This window comes from Nitrosospira sp. Nsp18, assembly GCF_900103145.1.
In the GTDB taxonomy this organism is placed as follows: Bacteria; Pseudomonadota; Gammaproteobacteria; order Burkholderiales; family Nitrosomonadaceae; genus Nitrosospira.
Map to the genome: position 1 here is coordinate 127,887 of NZ_FMWY01000003.1, position 17,890 is coordinate 145,776.

Below are 17,890 nucleotides of genomic sequence, written 5' to 3' on the forward strand. Positions count from 1 at the left end.
GCAGATTTAGGTACTTAAGCAGGCCTAAGCGGGTTTAGGCAGGCTGTGAGCTGGTATAAGTCAGGCTCGGGAAATTGATGGTATTTCCGCTGGTAATCACCTGGTCGCTGGTCTCATCCGTTACCAGCAAAACCTTGCTGACGCTATCGGTAAAAGCAATATGCAGATCCGGCGTTGCGCCCGAGTTGGCGAAAGCCGCTCCGCTTTTGGCCGAAACGCTCAAGATACGTGCCGCGCCATCGGCGCCGGTCAGCGCGTAATCGCCAGAGACCATGGTAACTTCACAGATCGCGTTTCCGGTTACTGTTGCGTAGCTGTCCGTCGGCATGTAGGTTTTGAGCAAAAGCATGCGGATTGCGCCATTTCTGATTGCATTGAGGCCGCCATCCAGTACATCGGAATGCACGTATTTTGCCACTCGATACTCCTTTTTCCATAAACAAAAAAAACGCCCAGACGAACTGGGCGAACCAAGCTAACTGAGCAGGTCACTTCAATATTTGCTATGCCTACTTTAACCCATCCATTGTCTCGGCCAGCACCACTCCGGTAACCTTCACATTGCCGGATAGCACAATCTCCACGTTATCGGATTTGTACCCGGCGGGCAGCCGGAAAGCGCGACTGTTACGCACCTGCCTCGTGAATTTCAGCGCACCATCGGCCCATAGCTGAAATTGCAGGGAATCGATGGCAAGCGGCGGAATATCCTGCATGGCATCGCCGCCAATCTCATATTCGGCGAGACAGGAGTCGGCTAATCCGTCATTCATCATCCCGGCGGTAATCAATGCCTGGTTTGCTGCAATAGCCGCATCGTAAGAAGTCTGCGCGGATGCCGCCTCCATTTCCGGCATATCGAAGTCAGCGTCTATCTTCGCCGCTCCATAATTAACGGGAGGCGCAGTGATGAATTTCCTGCTTTTCCACTCGTAGGCGAGTTTGGCCCCGGCATCGCCTTCCCATTCGTAAATTTTCCTGTCCACTGCCACATAGAGTTTGCCTGTAGCCGGGTCCGCCCATATTGCGGTGATATTCTGGTTGATCTTGATAAAGGATGCGCTCTCGGCCTTGTCGATCACAAACATGAGCGAACTATCGTTAGCGGTATAACCCGCGTAGTAGCGGTTATCGGCAGAGGTGCCGATAAATGTGGCAGGGTTCAGCTCCGCCCATTCTCTTTGCGTGAACAGGTTTTTGGTAACGATGTCGCTATTCGTTCCAATAATTACCATGCCTTGAGGGGCGGGGTAGCCTATGCCGAACGCAAAGCTTGCCACGCCGCGCTTCGCCATACAGGGCCACGCCACGCCCAGCTTCTCCATGCCGCCGCCCATTGTCACCGGGTCAACCCCGGTAATGGTAAATGGGTTGCCTTCGGTCATTCCGATCAATGTGGTGCCGGTAACGGCAATCGCAACGATGTCCTGGTCGTAGGTCTGGCGGTAAGAAGTCGGCCAGGCATAGGGCTTGAATGGTTCCGAGAACAGGACTTCGTTGCCGGCGAAACCAGCGGCCACCCCGTTTGCAAGGATCGTAATACCCTTCATGTTCGCAGGCGGCATATTCCAGGTTGTGGAAGGCAGCATTTCACCCAGGGCAACTTCCTCATCGCGGGTTGAATCATCGTACGTGGTGGTAATTGCAGATACCGTGACGACATAGTGATACTCCGCTCCGCCCGAAGTGGTGAGTGTGCGGTAAATACGCTTGGCCATGCCGCTCGTGTTGTGCCGCGCCACCCGTACCCATGCCCCGCCGGCGGTGTAAACCTGAGTTGTCGACAGCGACACCACGACCTTATTTGTGGCTGGATCAACACCCACCAGCGCAAACTCGCCATTGAGATCCGCCATACCCTCCACGGATGCAAACCTGATTTTCTCGTGCGCCCGAAGCCCATACACCGTATCCAGCGTGATCTCTACCTGTCCCTCAAACGGTATATCCTTCACTGCGCCGGTTATTGACCCGGTATTGGGCGGCGCGGTATCCATGCCTGATAGCGCCCAGGTATCGTCATCCTTGCCGGTTGTTACTGAGGATGCCGGCGACGGCGCGGATTCTTCGCCCCATTGTGTGACAAAGGTATAAACGTAGGAACGGGTAACCGTCGATCCGGCGCCGCCGGCGGGCATGACAGCAGGCGGATTAAGCGGTTGTGCCACGCCCAGCACATAGCAGCCCGATGGATAAGGCCCGGCGCCCGCAGTTGCCATGTCATATTCCGATGCGCGCGGTTCGCCATCGCCGGTGTAGTAAAAGCGTCGCGATGTATTTCCGGCAACAGGAGAACGGGCAACATCCACATCCTTGTCCCACGCCAGCCATTTTTCATTCCCATCCTTCTCCATGCGAAACATGGAAACGATGTCATTGGCGATGACCGGTGCAAATACCAGACGCGGGCCGTTTATCGGGCGTAAATCGCCGCTTGTCAAATTACAGTTGGTCGCAACCTGAGCCTGGCTGGCCCCAAGCAATTGCTTTGCCAGCCTTGGCACCAACCCGGAAAATCCAGTGATTCTGAAAGCGCTCACTCTGGCAAAGCCTCAATTTTGGGATAATGTTACATATTGCTGGCCTGATTTCTTTCCTTCGCATATCGCACGCTCTTCGGCCCGCCTCTTTACCAGGCCCGGCAATACTTTTCTGCCCGGTCCGTACTTGAACGCCTCTATACGTGCGCATGCTTCCGCATATTTTTCCGCGTTGATCAAGTCGATCAGGTTGGGCGATTTTCCCGGCAAAGCTTTTCGGCAGAATGTCGGGATGCCAACGCTATAAGCCAGCCTGACAAACGCCTCGTACTCATACTGGTACAGCGGTACGGTCACGCAGCGTTTGACGCCCGCGGCATAGACGCCCTCGATCTCGTCAAGCAACCGCACCAGTGACCGCACCGGCGTGGTCCTGTCGCCCATCCTGACCCCGGCAGTCGTGCCGTATCCAATAGTCGGCACATCGCCGGGCACAGGAATATATGCCTCATCCTTGTAGCCTTCATGCACTGCGATCCCCACGAGCGTGGAGGCCGCTAGCACCAATACCGCCATTGCAGACCGGACTTGCGTCGCGGATGATTTAATCATTTCTCGATCCTCGGATTTTTACTGCATTTTTTCACGGCACTCTTGCCGATTGCGGCGGATCTCGTCTGGCATTTTCCGTAATGCAGTCGAGCTTCGCCTTTATCGTCTCTTTCATATCGCCCGCATCCAGGGTGGCACAGGACGCAATTTCGGATGAGGGTGAGGGTGAAGACGATATCCTGGGTTTCGGCTTGCGCGTCTCCGTCCCGTTTCCCAGCTCGGGATGAATGGCGGTTGCGGGCTCCTCGGCCATCTGATGCTCCGCCTGATGCTCCGCCGGCAGTGGCGCCAGCATGGAACATGACGCCAGAAACAGGGCTCCAAGCGGATATCTCATTGCTTCCTCCCGCGTGCCCACTGGTCAATGATCCGGTCGAGCTTCTCGTTAAATTCTTTCATCGTTTCCCGTTGCTCCACCCGTACCGATTTGAGCTCTTCGCCCAGGCGCTCATTGGTTCTTTCCTGATAAAGTTCTCCCCGCTTCAAGCTTGCAATATCGTTTTGCACCGCGTTATAGGTCGCAACGCCCGACGCGAGTAGACCCGCTATTGCAATAATCCCGCTAAAGGATAATGTAGAGGTGGACGGCCCGCGCCGCCGCTCGGTCTTGTGATCGCTATCATCGTCCGCCATGATCAGGACAGGATCCACAAGAGTGCAATGGCAAACAGGGCAGCGCCCAGCAGCATCGCCGCCGTCCATTTGGATGCCTTCAATTTATCGAGCAGCTTATCGGCGCTTGCGTCGACCGCGGCATTTTGCTTTTCCATCTCGTCCTTGATGATCCTGATGCGCTTGCGCTGAAACATGGTCATGGTGAATTCTCCAAAAAATAAATCTGAACAAACAGGCAAAGTGGTCCCAGTGATCCCTGTGGGACAAGTGGTTCTATGCTGGTGAGGAGCAAAAAAAAACGCGGCAAAGCCGCGTCATATCCGACGAATCTGATCAACTGAATCTGATCAGCTGTGTTACAGGTGGGTTAAGCGTTTTATACGTGCCTGTTTTATACGTGCCCGCGTGCTTACCATTGAATTGCATCCGGCCGTTCCTGGGTCGCATGGTCGCCTAGTGCGGCGACCTGGTCGCGCAATTACTGTCGCTTACCCGCGATGACCATGGGCAGGTGCGAACAGCGCGGCATTGGCAATGATCTTGCCAGCCAGTTCAGCCCTGCTTTTGCCCTGCCCGGCTGCCGCGCTATCCAGCTACGGCCTTGCAGCATCTGGATCCAGCAGCCAGGCATTGGCTTTTGCTTCCTGTTTAGGCTAACTGCCGACTTCGCCCGACGGTAATCTGCGCTCATTGCATCGATAGCGGCCTGATAGGCTGCATTGATGCGTATCAGCACGGCCACTTTCATCTGGGTGCCTGAAGGCGGCGCAGGTGGAGGAGGCGGAATAAATAATTGCGAGGTAGCGGCAGTTGCGGCAGTCCATCGTTCTATAAATGGCTTGAAGTCCGTTATGCTGTCCAGAGCCGTGTTGCAGCGCCGTCATACTCCATGTGCCCGCTTATGCCATTCACTGTACGGCCACGTATGCCGATGGGTAACGCCGACAAGTTAACCAGCCTGAATATCCCGGCAACTCAGATGACGCCGTCGTCTCGAATAATTGTTATTCGCATACGTCTGCTTGCTCCAATGGTTTGATGTCCGGTTTCCTGTTCGCCGATTGCGCCGCTACCCGCAGCACCTGCTGCGTCTGCGCTCCCTGCTTCACCATTTCGTTGCGGAACGATTCGGTGGCCGCCACGCCTTTGCGCGATTCGTTGGCCGTGTTGATCATCAGGGTGGGAAGCCATGCAATGGCGCAGCCCCAGGCGCCGCTTTCCCGTCCGGTATTCGTGTCGACGCCGAGAATCTGCACATACCAGGGGCAGCGGTACAGGATAGGCTTCCTGTCTTCGGTTTTGACCTCCTCGCACTTCGCCCCGAGCGGGCAATCGGCAACCCTGGTTTCCATCAGTCTTTACTCGCTATGATCATGTCGATATATTGAACGGCCAGGTTGATGGCTGTGCCAGTAAAAGTGTGGTTATGGGAGCCGCCACCACCAGTACCACTATCTGTGACTGGCGTTCCCGTTACTACTCCCCCCCCGCCGCCGCCAGGGTTCGGTCCCGCGCCCGATGTACCATACACACTGAAACTATGGGTATGAAACGGTATTTGGGCCGAGGTAAGGGTGGTGGCACTGTTCGATCCATTAACTGCTTGCAGCGCGAAGGCGTTCGCAAATGTGACTGAACCGCCCGAGTTTCCGCCGAGGCCGCTGACTATTCGTATGGCCTTATTGTCATGTGTGGTTATTTGTGTCCAACCAACGGGGGCGACAGGCTGAAAAAATGACATGACCGTGCCGGATGGAATAAGCGCGGCAATCGCGGCGGGAATTCCCAATGTTGCCCGTGCCGCCTCCGCCTCTGTATCATCCAGTAACGTTCGGGCAAAGGAGCTCAGGTCAGCCAGTGCGGTTGTGCCCACCCCCGTAAAATACGGCAACTTGTCGGCCGATGCGGCCAACCCGCCCAGCGCGATGAGATTCGCGTTTGCAAGCGACTCCTGCAGGGCAACGTTGGTCACGCCAGCCAGAAAATAATCACCGGCCGCCCAGGTTCGGGCGGCGGTGCCGTCCAGCCCACGTCCGCCCGCGGAGATCGCAAGACTATCTGTGCTGCGCGCCTCGACCTTTACGATTTCCCGATTGCCCGAGGCGTCCTTGAAAATACCATAAAAATAATCGCCGGCGCCAAGCACCGGGAAGAGAATCCCTTTTCCGGCCTCAACCGTGAAGCTCAACCCCGCTGTGCCGCTTGGTGCGGAACTGACGGTAGCCTTGCCGAAATTCGAGAACTTGAGTCCCATGCTTTACCCTTATTATTTGAGCCAGCAGCCTATAGCGGCCTGACATCTCTCCTTCAAAGCCGGAAATCTGGACGTCTTCATGTCCTCTGCATAACCGGAAATCAGAATGCTTTGGCGTCCTCATTCCCCAAAAACGAGAATCCAGACCGTTTCCCTTATTACTTGATGGTCGGCTCTATACCCCTGGCCATGATTCTGGTTTGCAACCGCGCACGCGTATAACCTCTCGCCACCCGCTGGCCTGCCGCCGCTGTCTTTACTGCGAATTGCTGTTGATGGTATTGTGCGAGTTGGGTGCTGGAGTATGGCTTCTTGGGCGACAGCATCAGCCGCACCAGTGCGCCGTGGACAATCGCTTCGCGGTATTCGTTGAATTGCCCATCTACTATCCCCATGCTGGCCGGTGAAGGTTTGAAAGCAACGGTCATCGACAACGTACCGGGTGCGGCAGGTGCTGGCACAAGCATCAAGGAAGCGGCCTCGGCAAGAATGTATGCCGGAGCACCCTTCCGCCCGTGCCGGTTCATGCTGCCCATGCTCGGCTCACCTGGATACAATGCGATTTTTTCTCCATCCAGTGCCGCATGGATAATTAAATGCACCACCGCATCCGCCGGTGGGGTAAAAGCGTATTCCGCCACGCCCGCAGCTACTGAAACATCCGGATGCGTTCCTTGCCAGGCAAGAGATTGCTCGAAAAATGCAATGGCGGATTGGCGCAACGCGCTATCGGCAGCAGCGGATGGGCAACCGGGCAGATCCGGCATCATCAGATCGTAGAAATCACGCCACAGTTTCATGATTGAGCCTCGGCGCTGAATAGTTGGGCGTACACGGCAGCGCGGCCTGAACTGGCGTGCTCGTCGTCAGTCATTTCCGCTCTGGCCGTGACATAATCCGCCACGGTTTGTACGTACGCGGCAGATACTGGAAAGACATCGCTCAACATCCCCTCTCCGTCCGGCAGGCTGGCGAACTGACCCACGAACAAGTCAGGCCGGCGCTTGAGGATTTGTAGCACTGCATGGTTGGCTAATGACAGCAACGTAGCGTCTGAATACCTGGCTTTATCCTCATCGTTGAGCGGTATGCGCGCCAGATCGATAACCGAGTGGTAGGTGAAAGCCATCTGTCATCCCTCAGTCGGCCATTTCGTGTCTGGAGAATAAGGCGATGACCTTGTGTCGCACCGCTTCTTCACTCTGGCGCTTGCCCAGCCGTTCGTTATAGTGACGTTCGGCATACTCGATCAGCGTATTTTTATCCATCGCGTGGAAGTCGATGACGGGCAGCGGCTCCTCCGCTGCTTGGGATTGCTCAGCGAGCCCGATGCGTTCATTGCTTCCGTTCGCTTCGTCGGCAATCTGCCAGGTATCGGTAAAGACAAGCAGTCGTTCGGCCACCTCGGCGGTGACATTACGAACCTGCCCCGGCTGCCAGTTCAATCCGACACCGTTGATGCTGTCTGTTTTAACTGTAGCGGCAATGTATTTCAGATGCGGCATGTAATGCTCCATAAAAAAGGCGGCCACCTCGCGGTAGCCGCCTGAAATCACGCCCTTACTCGCTTACTGCTGCCTGATGTCTACTTCACTCCCACTGCATCGCCCTTGACGATTGCCGTTACCTTGCCTGGCGCAAAAGACGCCGCCGCTGTTGTAAGCGTGATAGTCAGATATACCGGCTTCTCGAATTTGACCGGCTGAAACGCGAGCGAAGCGCGGCCGGCATTGCGAAGCACGGTATTGCCGGCGGCTGTGAAGTACGCATCGCTCGCAGCGGGGCCCTCGTCCGGGTAGACCGGCGCATAACCTGCCTTGAAGGCTATTGCAGGGGTTGCGTTGCTGTCCAGCTTGTCGTTCACGATGTCCACATCGGTTACCTCTATGCCTGCCGGAATAATCAATGGGCGATAGATGTCGCCTGAGGCCCCTGCTGTGGGCGCCACTGAGCCCCAGGCAACAACGGTATTGCCATAGCCGCCCATGTGCCGGGCTTTGCTGCTCAAATCTGCTGCACTAAAAGTAGCCATTCATAACCCCTTTTGTAATAATGATGAAGCGGTGCGTTTATAAGGCGTGCATCACATGGAGAGGCCATCGCTCCTGCGGAAACGGGAACCTGTTCTTCTCCAATTATTGATACAGATCTATCGCACCGCCTGCACTTCGTCTCGAGTCTGAGTTAGAGAGGTATCGCGGAATCGACCGCGATGACGCCGAAGTCTGTCGGCACTTTGGTACCCGTACCATCATCGACTGAAAAGCGCACCTTGCTCTTTCCGCATACTTTCTCACCCATGACTTCCAGGTTGCTTTCAAAGTTATACCAGTGCTCTTTCCAGCCGAACTGCATGCCGCTGACCTTGGTCTTGCCATAAGCGACGCCGAGTGCCTGGGCGCCGAGCAGCAAGCCGCGCTCCACGGCGTAACCAGCGGTGAGGCCGCCATTGACGGCCTGACTGGTTTCGGTAGCAGTCGGCGCATTCGCGGCAGTAACGATACTGGTGTTCTCGCCGGGCATGAAACGAATTGCCCGCTCATTCTTGATCACCAGTATGCCGTTCCACATGCCGACTTCACCGGCAAAAAGCGGATGGCGGGTGTCCAGATAGGCCGAGCGATTCATGGCATTCTGTTGAAATGCACGCAGCGAACCTTCGGTCAGCAGTACCGAGTACTGGTTCGGTGTGGCAAGGAATATCCACATCTTCGAGGTCTGTGCGGCGCGGTCGCCTGGCAGCTTCACCGATTGCAAGGGCTGATCCATGTCGTCCAGGCGCTTGCGCAATACATCCAGGTGCGAGAGTTTCAGCATATCGGTGGAGACGATCGAGCCGAGCTGCTGGCCGCCCGCAGTCAAATTTGCCCCGTTAACTACGAAATGCCGGTTGTAGGTCGGCGCTTTCACGGGGTTAACCATAATGTCGGCAAATTTGTTGCTGGTCTGCAGCGGTATCGTCCAGTCCGTTCCCGTTTGCGAGCCACGCGCGCCTGCCAGGTGAACCAGCGACTCCTGCGTATCCAGCCGCGGAAAGTAGCCGGATAATTGCGCCAGGGCAATTTCGCGCAACTGGTGCTTGGTGCGTTGCTGTGACATGCTGCCACCGGCATCGATCACCTTGCTGGAAAGGTTGATCTTGATTTCCATCGAAGAGAACGAGAGAGGGTCACCCTTGCCCTCGCGGTTGACGTCGCCCATCAATGGTTCGCCGCTTACGGTATCCACCAGATCCAGCGAGACGATGTCGCCTGCGCTTTTCATCAGATTGTCGATGCGGACAATAGGCATTCCTGGCTCGGTTTGACCCGCAATCTTTTCCATCGCAGCGGATGGCTCCACTGGTCCGGAAAGATTTTCGATCGATGATGCCCCTTTCAGGGTGTTGGCGAAGAGTGCGGCGCTATAATGTTTTACAGCGACCGAGCTTCCGCTTGCTACGTTTGTTTCAGCCATTTCATTATTCCTTAATCAAGTTCGGCTCTCAGGGCGGCGGCTTTTTGCGATGGCATTTGCATCAACTTTCGAGCCAGTTCATGCGGGCTCAGATTGTCGATCTGCTCTCGCTCGGACGCCGGATTTGCACCGCCTTGAATATCCGACAGGGTTGTGGGTTTCCGTACTGGAGCGCTCTCAAGCCTTGCTTTCGCGTCGGCTTTCGTTTGCTCGTGGCCGGAATGCTTTGTTGGTAAGGAAGCTTCCGGCATGATTGCCCTGACGCGGCGGACGACTTCCTCGAACCGTTCGGAATAAGGCTTTCCCGACCATCTGGTACTGGTTCTCAAAATCTCATCCTGCTTCAGGGCTTCATCCCAGGCTTGCGGATCGTTGCTTTCCCAATGGACCAGGTCAGGCATATTTTCCTTGGCTTCGGCGACCTGCTCCTGGATACTCAACTGGGCTGCGCGATCAGACTCCTCCTTTTCGCGCTTCAGTTCTTCGAGCGTTTTTTCCAGTTTCTCGCCTTGCTTCCGGCTTCCTTCAAGAACCGCGCTGATTACCTTGTGCAGCTCGGGCATATCGCTTCTGATAAGCTCCAGGTGTTTTTCGATGGCATCGTCCGCCACAGCAGCATCTGTACCTGTCGCGTTATCTTTTTTCTTCAAAAGCGCCCCAAGCTTCTCGGCAACCTTGCTGTTTTCCATCTGTGCGGATTTCAGTTGCTCGCGCAGCGCCGAGTTTTCCACGCGCAATTCCTTGTGTTTCTCGTAAGGAATGATTCCCTTGCCGCTCTTGTTCAGAACGACGGGCTCAACTTCATCCATGATGCTGCTTCTGCCACCGGGCACCCCTGTTCCCTCTTCCTGGCTGGGCTCATCTGCTACCGTTTGTTCGCCCAGAATTTCAACAAGAAGACCTGGTTCGTTCTCCAGCATCTCGATCTGTTCGGGCGTAAGGTTTGCAATTTGCTCATCCGTAAGCTGATCTACTTCCATTACCGTTTCCTCCAACTGCTTAACCCAGTGAGCGGGCTGCCCGTACTAACCCGGGCAGGGTTGATAAAAACTACGGTATCGCCGTTAGCGCGTGTTCCAGTTGATTGGAATTTTTTAATCGCTGAATATGAAAATCAAAAAAAAGCCGCTCGAAAGCGGCCTGTCCTCAGGGAAAAGAAATTACGGTTCCGTCACCAGGTAGCGAGGTGTTGCCGTTACGTCATCCACCGCACCGATATTGGGCGGGTTATAGAAACGTTTGCCGTTAAAATCCATCCCGCCCAGGTAAGTCCCTTTACGCACAAGCGCCACCGACCGGGGCCGGTAGTTCCCGTCCAGCTGAGGATCGACAGTGTTAGTTGTGGCGTGTAGCGTGTGCCTTGAAGCATCGCCGAAGCCATGGAAGCAGTTGCTCGCCTCCCCGGTCCAAATAGCCGCGTTATTTTTCACTGAGGAGATTGTGTTGCGTGTGGCGGTGAATATGTTGTTACGAACCAGATTGCCTTTAACTTCAGCCCCACCGGTAAGATAAGCGCCTGATTGCGAACAATTGAGAAAACTATTGTTAAATATATTTGCTGATTGCCCGCCATCCTTGTTGCCGAATGCGACCCCGGTAACGCAGCCGTCTATCAAGTTGCCGTAGGCTTTGCAATTCGTGGCATCAAGCACCAGGATGCCAAATCCACCGTCGTAGTAACCTTCCGCTCGCGTGCCGCGAATATTGCGGAATTCGTTTCCAAACGCCTCGCAGTTATCGCAACCGTGGTCGAATAGAACGCCGTTACCGTCGATAGTAGGTGTGCTAATGCCATCGGCGTAATTGTCGAACACCTTGTAAGTCCCATAAAACAGGTTCACAAATCCGCTCATCCCGTTCAGTTCATATGCCTTGTTGTTGCGAACAACGTTTTCCCCAAAGTCAGCCGTGAGCGATTGGGCGAAACCGCCAAGAACGATCCCGCCACCAATGATTCCCACCAGCGTCTGATTACGGATAATGTTGTTGTAAACCTTGATTCCGGTATTCCTTCCATATACATCCGGCCCATAAACCTCCATCATTACTGCACTGCAGGCGATAAACGTATTGCCGTATACGACGATGTCGGCCATCTTTGTGGCAGCGGCGACTGCGTTTAGCGCCTTTAGCAGAATAGTTGCTCGAGCAGCTGAGCAGCCAATAAACGTATTATTGCTGATTTGGAGGTTTGAGAGGCTCGTTACTGATCCGGTTGATGTCGCGTACCATTGGATAGCTGAACCCCCTACTGCGCCTGCGCCACCTAAAAATGTGTTTCCGTCAATGATGCAATCGATATAAGACCATCCATTGAATGCAAGAAACAGCACCATCGAGTTTCCGCCGCCTTTCAACGTGCAGCGTCTGACATGGACACCAGTAAGCGGCGCCCCGCCAAGCGCGATACATGAATAATTAGCCGCAATAATCGTTAAATTCTGGACGGTCGTATATGAACGATTGACATTGAGGTAGAAATTACCCGTAGTAAACGTAATGGAACCGGAATCGCCAGCATAGTCCCCTCTGATCGTTACACGACTGCTTACAGTTGCGCCATGCACGCCAATCTCGAGGATTACACCGGCTGAGTGTGCGCCGCATACATACAGCGTATCCCCGGCAACAACGCCAACGCCACCCCAGACGACAGACGACCATCCGCCCCAGGCGGTTGCATATGACGTACCGTTGCGTATAGCTGAGTGGCTCGCGTCGGGCCTAACATACCAGGTAGTCATTTTAATCGCCTATAAAATGCAGGATTCGGTAATACTCAAGTGTCAAAGTGTCTCCGCTATTTGTCCGGAGACCGGTAATCTCAACGGTTTGCGCGTTCGCGAAATTGATTGCCGAGGTAACCGGTGTATCCAACCCCCCCACGACGTAGTTGTTGTCATAGGGGTGTATCTGCGAGGCAAGAGAATTCCGGTTTGCGAGCACGAACAACGGTGCCTCTTTAACCGACGTAGTGCGCGTGGCACTGTAAACCGTCATTCCCCCAATCTTGATCTTGAGGACCTTGTTGTTCGCACTACTGGCAAATGTCCATAGCGGCTCTATTTGCAGGACGCTGTTGACCCCAAGTATTCCGGCAGCAATGGTAAACGAAGCCAGCACTTCATCAATGGCGGTTAATGCACAAGATGTCGCCACCGCCGATCCGGACAGTATTTCAATCGGGCGCGAAATCAGCGGATAATTTTCCGCATCCGCCACGGCAATAAGCTGCGCCTCCGTTGCTGAATCGAATCGCGCTATCGCGCCTTTCCCGAACCTGTGCCCTGCAACGGTTTCATCATTTAAAAACCTGATCATGTTTTCTCCTTCACTAAAATGCGCTATCGGTATGCTTTAACTGTAGCTCTTCGATCTTCAGCCTGGCATCCACCTCAAACTTCTCTTCTTCAATATCCAGGTTCCGCTCTTTAAGGTCCAATTCACGCGACTTGTCAGTCAGTGCCTGTTGCGCCTTTATCAATTGCTCCCGCAATCCGGCCATAGCCAGTTGCTGTTGCTGCATTGCGGCCTGAAACTGCTCCCGCATGAGCTGGGTCCGCTGGTCCGCTGCATCCACGCCACCGACCTTTCGCAGCTGATCCGCCAGTTCATGCCGGTTAGGTACATCGGACAGTTCCAGCATGGCGGGATAAAGCACGGCCTGGTAAGCTGGCGGAGCCGACTGTACGATCTGGCTGAATGATCGCAATTGCTGCGCCCGAAAACTGGGCGTGGCAGGTATATCTTCCAGCACGACCTTGACCTGGGCGGTTGCGATATCGTTCTCCACTACCGGGCCCGTGTCGGTAATCACCGAGCGGTTGAAGTACACGGTCTTCTGGCCGGCGCCACGCTTGACCGCCACGGCGGTTGCGCTACCCAGCATGTCCTGCTTGATGAGTGCCAGAAGCTGCTGCCCGACTATTCGCCGGGCATAACGGAAATTATCGTTGGGTTCAGCCAGAACGGTGGAGCCCTGCTCTACCAGACTGTTGATGGCGACGCCACTGGTGGCCGTGGTATCCGCCCCCAGCATGGCACGGTATATGCCGCCCACTTCCTCGATTCTCCGCTTGCGCTCCTGCATCAACTGGAACACTTGCGCTGCAAGCTGGTGCTCACGCGTTACCTTGAATCCCGCGGTGTTCCGGCGCTGGGCGTTCAGAACAGTCATCGATCGCAAGCTGCTGATATTCTGCGCAACTTCGTGGTATGAATTCTGGCTGAGGTCGAGCGCGTCATTGTCCACCTCGACTTTTACCGAATTCAGGACCTCATAGAGCAGAATATCCAGGTCGATAATCTGATCCTGTGGCCCGCGCATATCGCGAATCAACCCGTAGGGCGCTCTGCTGCGATCTTTGCGAAAACACCAGAACGGTACATAAGGGAAATCCGTATTCGGCAACGGGCTTGGCACGTCCATCAATTTATGCGGCCCCAGCCAGATCGAGACGCGCGTTCTTGCGAGCAGCGATTTCTGTACCTGTACCCGTCCTTGTACTACCGCCATCTGATGGTACGGATTCTCCTCCCGGTATTCGATGGCTTTACCATCCGGCAACGCCAGCACATACCCCTCCTCGAAATGCCGGTACCACAACTCGGAAAGCCTGACCATGCCCGAGCTCCGGTTCAGGTAATCCTGCTGGCCCTGGCCCCAGGCTCGCTCGATCTCGTAGGCTCTGGCCATGCCGGTGTCAGTTCCATCATAGACGTCCAGGTTGTTCCATCCGCACCAACTGTTCTGGATGAGCTCGGCCTGATCCGGCAGCATTAATGACGCTTGAAGGCAGTCCACCCATTTATCACGCCTCAGATAGCGCGCGTCGGACAAGTCCGGCTCCTTCGCTGTCCAGTCCCAGTAGATCTCGTTACGGTGCACTTCCCGCACGCGATACGGATATTTCAGCGGATCGAATTCCCGGGACACTTCAATCCACCCAATCCCGGCACGAATCATGCTGGAATAGGCGTCGGACATCGCGCGGTCGGCGCGTGACTCGGTTTCTGCCTCCTTGATCCTTGCGGAAAGCCCTTCAGCGATCTCGGCCTGGCTCTCGTCGTCCGAGGTAACTTTATAATCGGTGCGACTACGCGCTTCCAGTCCCAGCACGGCATTGATCGTCGGCTTGATCAGATTCGAGTCCTGGGGCGGAATGCCCGCTTCCTTCAGTCGCTGGACCACCTCCGTGGTTATCTGTGCGCCGTCGTAGTAATCGCAATCGGTGTCTGAATCGAGCCGCCACTTCGGCTGCTGGCGAATATCGCGGCAGATCTTGTCGTAAGCCTCGACCGATATATCCGAGGTAATTTTCTGTTCGATCATGCGCGCCACCCCTTCATGCTGACACCGCGCACGCTGGCACCCGGTTTCTCATCCTCCACCGATACAGCAAAATACCTGAACGCATCTGCGGCGTGGCTATGATAATCGTGTAATGGCCTGCCACTGAATTGCCTGGATTCAGGATCGACGTCGAATCGATAACGCCTCAAGCTTTGCAATCCTTCGGTGCATTTCTGTTCGTCGAAATAGCAACGATTGAATATCGTTCTCCCGGCATTGATTCCGTCGGCAACTGAAAGATTCGGCACTATCCTCACCTTTCGCCCGGCCGCAAGCATGATCTCCTCGACGCTCCGGCCGGTTGCCAGTGTTTTAGCTTTTGCATCATGGGGCAACCAATCAGTACCATATAGATATCCCTTGTTTTGCAGCACGCTGATGTAATGTTGTATCGGCATCTGGTTGCTGCTGTAATAATCGATCAATCTGAGTTCGTTCCCAACCGCCTGGGCAAACCATATACTGGTGTTATCGGCCCACCCCAGGTCAAAGAAGGTATGCACCTGCTTTGCGGCATCATAGGGCACGCTCCGGATGCGCCCTTCTTCCTGGGCAAGCCTGAGTTCTTTCGCATAGATCGCGCCGTCCAGCGTCACTCTGCAATTTCCTTCCCAGACGTTCTGGTAAGCATCGGGATCACGGGCTTTCAACGCATCTTTTTCCCGAAGCAATGTTTCGGGAAACCAGGGGTTGTCATTCCAGTTGATTTTCACCACCACGGCGCCAAGCGGAGGAATGACGACAAATCGCTGATGCGTCTCGTCCGTTTCCAGCTCCGGGTTGTAAGTAACCCATATTTCCGACCCGTCTTTACGAATAGTCGGAATAAGCGTATCCCAGCTCGATTTGCTGACCGTCTGCGCTTCTTCAATCCAGACCCGATCAACGCCTTCAAACGATTTGATCTTGGTGACATTATTGCGCAGCCCGGCAAATATGAATTCGGAACCATTGGCCGCCCGAATCATGCTGTTTTGTATCTCATAAAAAGGTCCCAGTCCGGTTGCCTCAATCTGGGCCTGCAACAAGTGATGCACAGATTCAACAATAGAGTTCTGGAACTCCCTCGCGCACAGGATGCGCAATGGGGTAGCAGCCGCCTGTATCAGTAATGCCCTGGCTACACCCCAGCTTTTTGCGCCGCCGCGGCCGCCGTACAGAACCTTATACCGAGCCGGCTCGAACAGGAACCGGAGCTTGGCCGGAAACTCCGCCCTATGCGCGGCCATGGCATGATGTCCTTGATGCCCTGTATCTCGGTCCCATGTTTTTATATGACCTGTTTGCCGGCATCAGTTGTAGAGACAAAAGCCACCTCGACGCGTTGCATCGCCTGTCTTTTTGTATCGCCCGCCTCGTGCGTTACCGGAAGTTTGTCACCGTATTTCCTGGGCGCCAGCCTCGCGGCATACCATTTGCGGGCATCGATACGCAATTGGGCGCGTGCGATAACCTCTCGATCAATCACTTGCTTGCCCTTTTCATCGATATAAGTATCCTTTGATCCGTCGTCGGAAATTTCGATGATTTCTTCAGCATAAGCGTCCACGCAAAGTTCTTTCGCGCGCAGATATTGCCGCATGAGATCTTCATCGCACGCCAACCAGTTCCATAAGACGCGTTGACTGATGCCAACTTCCACGCACATTGCCCGGGCCGATTTGCCAAGTGAAATACCAGCAAAAATCGCGTCCAGCAATTCAGGTGTTTTAATTGTCGACGCACCCTTTTTTCTTCCAGATACTGTCGCGCCTGCTTGATTCTTCGCTGCTTTTATTGAAAGCACTTCACGTTCAAATTCACTCATGATCCGGCTTTTTCAGCGCTCATCGCACCCTCTTTTTTTGTCTCTTTGTTACAGCCTTTCATGGCTGCGAGTAATTTAACCTCACATGCCCATCTCTCCTCGATTTCAGCACGCAGCGCCCTGTTGATGGTTACTGCATCATCTTTTGCCGAAGTACGATCAACCGCATAGGCTGATTTACATTCAGATGGAGTCTCAACCAGACACGGCACAGCAATTTGTTTTTCGATTACCTGCGTCTGAATTACCGGTTTGCCAGCGCAACCGGCCAGCAGCGTTACAAATACCGACACCAGCGCGAGGCGGGCGTAGCGCGTCATCAATTGCATATAGACATACCTGAATGAATAAGGATTAAAAATGACTTGATGTCGAACGCAGCAACACGGCACTCGACGGCCTCGGCTACCACCTCGGCAGCATGCAAAAAGACGTGGGTTACCGCTAAATCAACGGGCGAGGCGCCAGAACGCGCATAGTTATTCCTATGCAACTGCGAGCAACGAGCATGACGCGGACCGATAGGCATCAGGCAGGGCGTGAGGAGCTCATAGTTACTCTATGCAACGACGGGAAACGCAACATGAGCGCCAATCTCGATTGGCATCAGGCAAGGCGCGAGAAGGCGCATAGTTAATCTATGCAACGACGAGCAACACAGCCTGATGCTAATCTAGTTATTCTGGCGGCGGCTTTTTACGTACTCTATCTGCTCGTGGGCCAATACCTCACATTGATCTTCCAATGCTACTGGCGGAAGAGAGATTATTTTTTTTGCGTGGTTTGTGTGTTTCACAGCAACCGACTCTGCGCGTCGCATCGCCATTGCCGCGTTTTTATCTCGCGCGGCTGAGGCTGCCGCCAGCGCATCTATCGCGCTGCGCACGGATTGAATATCGGTAGCGCATTTGTCGTTTGCCGCCGATAGCACCGCATTACTGGAGCTGAGCCGTTGTATCTCCGACGCGGACCGCCAATTGCTGACTGCAAAACCGCCACTAAAGGCAAGAGCGACAAAAATTGCGAGGACGATTGCTATAATCGCAGGACTGCTGATCATTTACGTTTGCCTATAAAAGCTGTTGAGAGCGGGCAATAAAAAACCCGCCTGAGGCGGGTTGGCTAGTAATCAGGATACTGCGTAAACGCAGATACTATTTCATAGGACGTAAGCGTCGATTAAGCAAAGCGCATTGCGCCGTATCAGCGTACAAGAATTTCTTCAATATTATTGCTTCCTGGGGGCAGGCAAAAAAAAGCCGCTAAAAAGCGGACAATAAAAAACCCGCGAAAGGCGGGTGGATGTGAGCCCC

At 54.5% G+C, this 17,890-nt stretch carries 23 protein-coding genes; 1 reads left to right on the forward strand and 22 read right to left on the reverse strand.

Translation table 11 applies throughout. The features are described 5' to 3' along the window. Window positions 1-34: 34 nt before the first annotated feature. The 21 genes from BLS94_RS02410 to BLS94_RS02510 form a co-directional block, all read right to left on the reverse strand. Window positions 35-418, reverse strand: a complete 384-nt coding sequence (locus BLS94_RS02410) for a hypothetical protein (RefSeq protein ID WP_090957607.1) — start codon at window positions 416-418, stop codon at window positions 35-37. 91 nt (window positions 419-509) lie between these two features. Then, window positions 510-2,540: a hypothetical protein gene (locus BLS94_RS02415; protein WP_090957608.1), complete on the reverse strand. Its 2,031-nt coding sequence runs from the start codon at window positions 2,538-2,540 to the stop codon at window positions 510-512. Between the two features lie 12 nt (window positions 2,541-2,552). Next, a complete protein-coding gene (locus tag BLS94_RS02420; protein WP_072767550.1) occupies window positions 2,553-3,092 on the reverse strand; it encodes a glycoside hydrolase family protein in 540 nt (179 codons plus the stop codon). A gap of 31 nt (window positions 3,093-3,123) precedes the next feature. Further along, window positions 3,124-3,429, reverse strand: coding sequence for a hypothetical protein (locus BLS94_RS02425; RefSeq protein ID WP_090957609.1), 306 nt, complete (start codon window positions 3,427-3,429; stop codon window positions 3,124-3,126). After that, window positions 3,426-3,725, reverse strand: coding sequence for a hypothetical protein (locus BLS94_RS02430; protein ID WP_072767552.1), 300 nt, complete (start codon window positions 3,723-3,725; stop codon window positions 3,426-3,428). Before BLS94_RS02430 ends, BLS94_RS02425 begins: the two co-directional genes overlap by 4 nt. Before the next feature lie 2 nt (window positions 3,726-3,727). Further along, a complete protein-coding gene (locus BLS94_RS02435; RefSeq protein ID WP_072767553.1) occupies window positions 3,728-3,907 on the reverse strand; it encodes a hypothetical protein in 180 nt (59 codons plus the stop codon). A gap of 278 nt (window positions 3,908-4,185) precedes the next feature. After that, window positions 4,186-4,455, reverse strand: a complete 270-nt coding sequence (locus BLS94_RS02440) for a hypothetical protein (protein WP_090957610.1) — start codon at window positions 4,453-4,455, stop codon at window positions 4,186-4,188. A 256-nt stretch (window positions 4,456-4,711) separates the two neighbouring features. Then, window positions 4,712-5,059, reverse strand: coding sequence for a hypothetical protein (locus tag BLS94_RS02445; protein ID WP_090957611.1), 348 nt, complete (start codon window positions 5,057-5,059; stop codon window positions 4,712-4,714). Further along, window positions 5,059-5,961: a hypothetical protein gene (locus tag BLS94_RS02450; RefSeq protein WP_090957612.1), complete on the reverse strand. Its 903-nt coding sequence runs from the start codon at window positions 5,959-5,961 to the stop codon at window positions 5,059-5,061. Before BLS94_RS02450 ends, BLS94_RS02445 begins: the two co-directional genes overlap by 1 nt. A gap of 158 nt (window positions 5,962-6,119) precedes the next feature. Continuing rightward, complete coding sequence (locus BLS94_RS02455) at window positions 6,120-6,761, reverse strand: phage adaptor protein (RefSeq protein ID WP_090957613.1); 642 nt, start codon at window positions 6,759-6,761, stop codon at window positions 6,120-6,122. Beyond that, window positions 6,758-7,090, reverse strand: coding sequence for a DUF6682 family protein (locus BLS94_RS02460; protein ID WP_090957614.1), 333 nt, complete (start codon window positions 7,088-7,090; stop codon window positions 6,758-6,760). The genes BLS94_RS02455 and BLS94_RS02460 overlap by 4 nt, the downstream gene beginning before the upstream one ends. Before the next feature lie 10 nt (window positions 7,091-7,100). Then, on the reverse strand, window positions 7,101-7,517 hold the full coding sequence (locus tag BLS94_RS02465; protein ID WP_256325250.1) for a hypothetical protein: 417 nt from the start codon (window positions 7,515-7,517) through the stop codon (window positions 7,101-7,103). 29 nt (window positions 7,518-7,546) lie between these two features. Further along, the gene (locus BLS94_RS02470; protein WP_090957615.1) at window positions 7,547-7,993 is read right to left on the reverse strand and encodes a hypothetical protein; all 447 of its coding nucleotides are present in this window, start codon (window positions 7,991-7,993) and stop codon (window positions 7,547-7,549) included. A gap of 152 nt (window positions 7,994-8,145) precedes the next feature. Then, window positions 8,146-9,417 carry a phage capsid family protein gene (locus BLS94_RS02475; protein ID WP_090957616.1) on the reverse strand — a complete coding sequence of 424 codons (1,272 nt, stop codon included), beginning with the start codon at window positions 9,415-9,417 and terminating at the stop codon, window positions 8,146-8,148. 11 nt (window positions 9,418-9,428) lie between these two features. Then, complete coding sequence (locus BLS94_RS02480) at window positions 9,429-10,397, reverse strand: hypothetical protein (RefSeq protein ID WP_090957617.1); 969 nt, start codon at window positions 10,395-10,397, stop codon at window positions 9,429-9,431. A 180-nt stretch (window positions 10,398-10,577) separates the two neighbouring features. Further along, window positions 10,578-12,161 carry a right-handed parallel beta-helix repeat-containing protein gene (locus BLS94_RS02485; protein ID WP_090957618.1) on the reverse strand — a complete coding sequence of 528 codons (1,584 nt, stop codon included), beginning with the start codon at window positions 12,159-12,161 and terminating at the stop codon, window positions 10,578-10,580. Between the two features lies 1 nt (window position 12,162). Then, window positions 12,163-12,738: a hypothetical protein gene (locus tag BLS94_RS02490; RefSeq protein ID WP_072767562.1), complete on the reverse strand. Its 576-nt coding sequence runs from the start codon at window positions 12,736-12,738 to the stop codon at window positions 12,163-12,165. A 13-nt stretch (window positions 12,739-12,751) separates the two neighbouring features. Then, window positions 12,752-14,749, reverse strand: a complete 1,998-nt coding sequence (locus BLS94_RS02495) for a portal protein (protein ID WP_090957619.1) — start codon at window positions 14,747-14,749, stop codon at window positions 12,752-12,754. After that, a complete protein-coding gene (locus tag BLS94_RS02500) occupies window positions 14,746-15,999 on the reverse strand; it encodes a PBSX family phage terminase large subunit (RefSeq protein ID WP_090957620.1) in 1,254 nt (417 codons plus the stop codon). Before BLS94_RS02500 ends, BLS94_RS02495 begins: the two co-directional genes overlap by 4 nt. Window positions 16,000-16,040: 41 nt before the next feature. Continuing rightward, window positions 16,041-16,577, reverse strand: coding sequence for a terminase small subunit-like protein (locus BLS94_RS02505; RefSeq protein ID WP_256325251.1), 537 nt, complete (start codon window positions 16,575-16,577; stop codon window positions 16,041-16,043). Then, window positions 16,574-16,906, reverse strand: a complete 333-nt coding sequence (locus BLS94_RS02510; protein ID WP_090957621.1) for a hypothetical protein — start codon at window positions 16,904-16,906, stop codon at window positions 16,574-16,576. Before BLS94_RS02510 ends, BLS94_RS02505 begins: the two co-directional genes overlap by 4 nt. 179 nt (window positions 16,907-17,085) lie before the next feature. On the opposite strand from BLS94_RS02510, the gene BLS94_RS15160 reads away from it, so the two are divergent. Further along, complete coding sequence (locus BLS94_RS15160) at window positions 17,086-17,214, forward strand: hypothetical protein (protein ID WP_256325252.1); 129 nt, start codon at window positions 17,086-17,088, stop codon at window positions 17,212-17,214. Window positions 17,215-17,250: 36 nt separating this feature from the next. On the opposite strand, the gene BLS94_RS02515 is transcribed toward BLS94_RS15160, so the two are convergent. Then, window positions 17,251-17,637 carry a hypothetical protein gene (locus tag BLS94_RS02515; protein WP_090957622.1) on the reverse strand — a complete coding sequence of 129 codons (387 nt, stop codon included), beginning with the start codon at window positions 17,635-17,637 and terminating at the stop codon, window positions 17,251-17,253. Window positions 17,638-17,890: the final 253 nt, after the last annotated feature.

Bases quoted from the DNA above. Each gene is read 5' to 3' on its own strand.
- BLS94_RS02500 (WP_090957620.1), bottom strand. From the start codon at position 15,999: ATGGCCGCGCATAGGGCGGAGTTTCCGGCCAAGCTCCGGTTCCTGTTC.
- BLS94_RS02435 (WP_072767553.1), bottom strand. From the start codon at position 3,907: ATGACCATGTTTCAGCGCAAGCGCATCAGGATCATCAAGGACGAGATG.
- BLS94_RS02475 (WP_090957616.1), bottom strand. From the start codon at position 9,417: ATGGCTGAAACAAACGTAGCAAGCGGAAGCTCGGTCGCTGTAAAACAT.
- BLS94_RS02470 (WP_090957615.1), bottom strand. From the start codon at position 7,993: ATGGCTACTTTTAGTGCAGCAGATTTGAGCAGCAAAGCCCGGCACATG.
- BLS94_RS02515 (WP_090957622.1), bottom strand. From the start codon at position 17,637: ATGATCAGCAGTCCTGCGATTATAGCAATCGTCCTCGCAATTTTTGTC.
- BLS94_RS02455 (WP_090957613.1), bottom strand. From the start codon at position 6,761: ATGAAACTGTGGCGTGATTTCTACGATCTGATGATGCCGGATCTGCCC.
- BLS94_RS02495 (WP_090957619.1), bottom strand. From the start codon at position 14,749: ATGATCGAACAGAAAATTACCTCGGATATATCGGTCGAGGCTTACGAC.
- BLS94_RS02440 (WP_090957610.1), bottom strand. From the start codon at position 4,455: ATGAAAGTGGCCGTGCTGATACGCATCAATGCAGCCTATCAGGCCGCT.
- BLS94_RS02450 (WP_090957612.1), bottom strand. From the start codon at position 5,961: ATGGGACTCAAGTTCTCGAATTTCGGCAAGGCTACCGTCAGTTCCGCA.
- BLS94_RS02485 (WP_090957618.1), bottom strand. From the start codon at position 12,161: ATGACTACCTGGTATGTTAGGCCCGACGCGAGCCACTCAGCTATACGC.
- BLS94_RS02445 (WP_090957611.1), bottom strand. From the start codon at position 5,059: ATGGAAACCAGGGTTGCCGATTGCCCGCTCGGGGCGAAGTGCGAGGAG.
- BLS94_RS02420 (WP_072767550.1), bottom strand. From the start codon at position 3,092: ATGATTAAATCATCCGCGACGCAAGTCCGGTCTGCAATGGCGGTATTG.
- BLS94_RS02480 (WP_090957617.1), bottom strand. From the start codon at position 10,397: ATGGAAGTAGATCAGCTTACGGATGAGCAAATTGCAAACCTTACGCCC.
- BLS94_RS02430 (WP_072767552.1), bottom strand. From the start codon at position 3,725: ATGGCGGACGATGATAGCGATCACAAGACCGAGCGGCGGCGCGGGCCG.
- BLS94_RS02505 (WP_256325251.1), bottom strand. From the start codon at position 16,577: ATGAGTGAATTTGAACGTGAAGTGCTTTCAATAAAAGCAGCGAAGAAT.
- BLS94_RS02425 (WP_090957609.1), bottom strand. From the start codon at position 3,429: ATGAGATATCCGCTTGGAGCCCTGTTTCTGGCGTCATGTTCCATGCTG.
- BLS94_RS15160 (WP_256325252.1), top strand. From the start codon at position 17,086: ATGACGCGGACCGATAGGCATCAGGCAGGGCGTGAGGAGCTCATAGTT.
- BLS94_RS02490 (WP_072767562.1), bottom strand. From the start codon at position 12,738: ATGATCAGGTTTTTAAATGATGAAACCGTTGCAGGGCACAGGTTCGGG.
- BLS94_RS02510 (WP_090957621.1), bottom strand. From the start codon at position 16,906: ATGCAATTGATGACGCGCTACGCCCGCCTCGCGCTGGTGTCGGTATTT.
- BLS94_RS02460 (WP_090957614.1), bottom strand. From the start codon at position 7,090: ATGGCTTTCACCTACCACTCGGTTATCGATCTGGCGCGCATACCGCTC.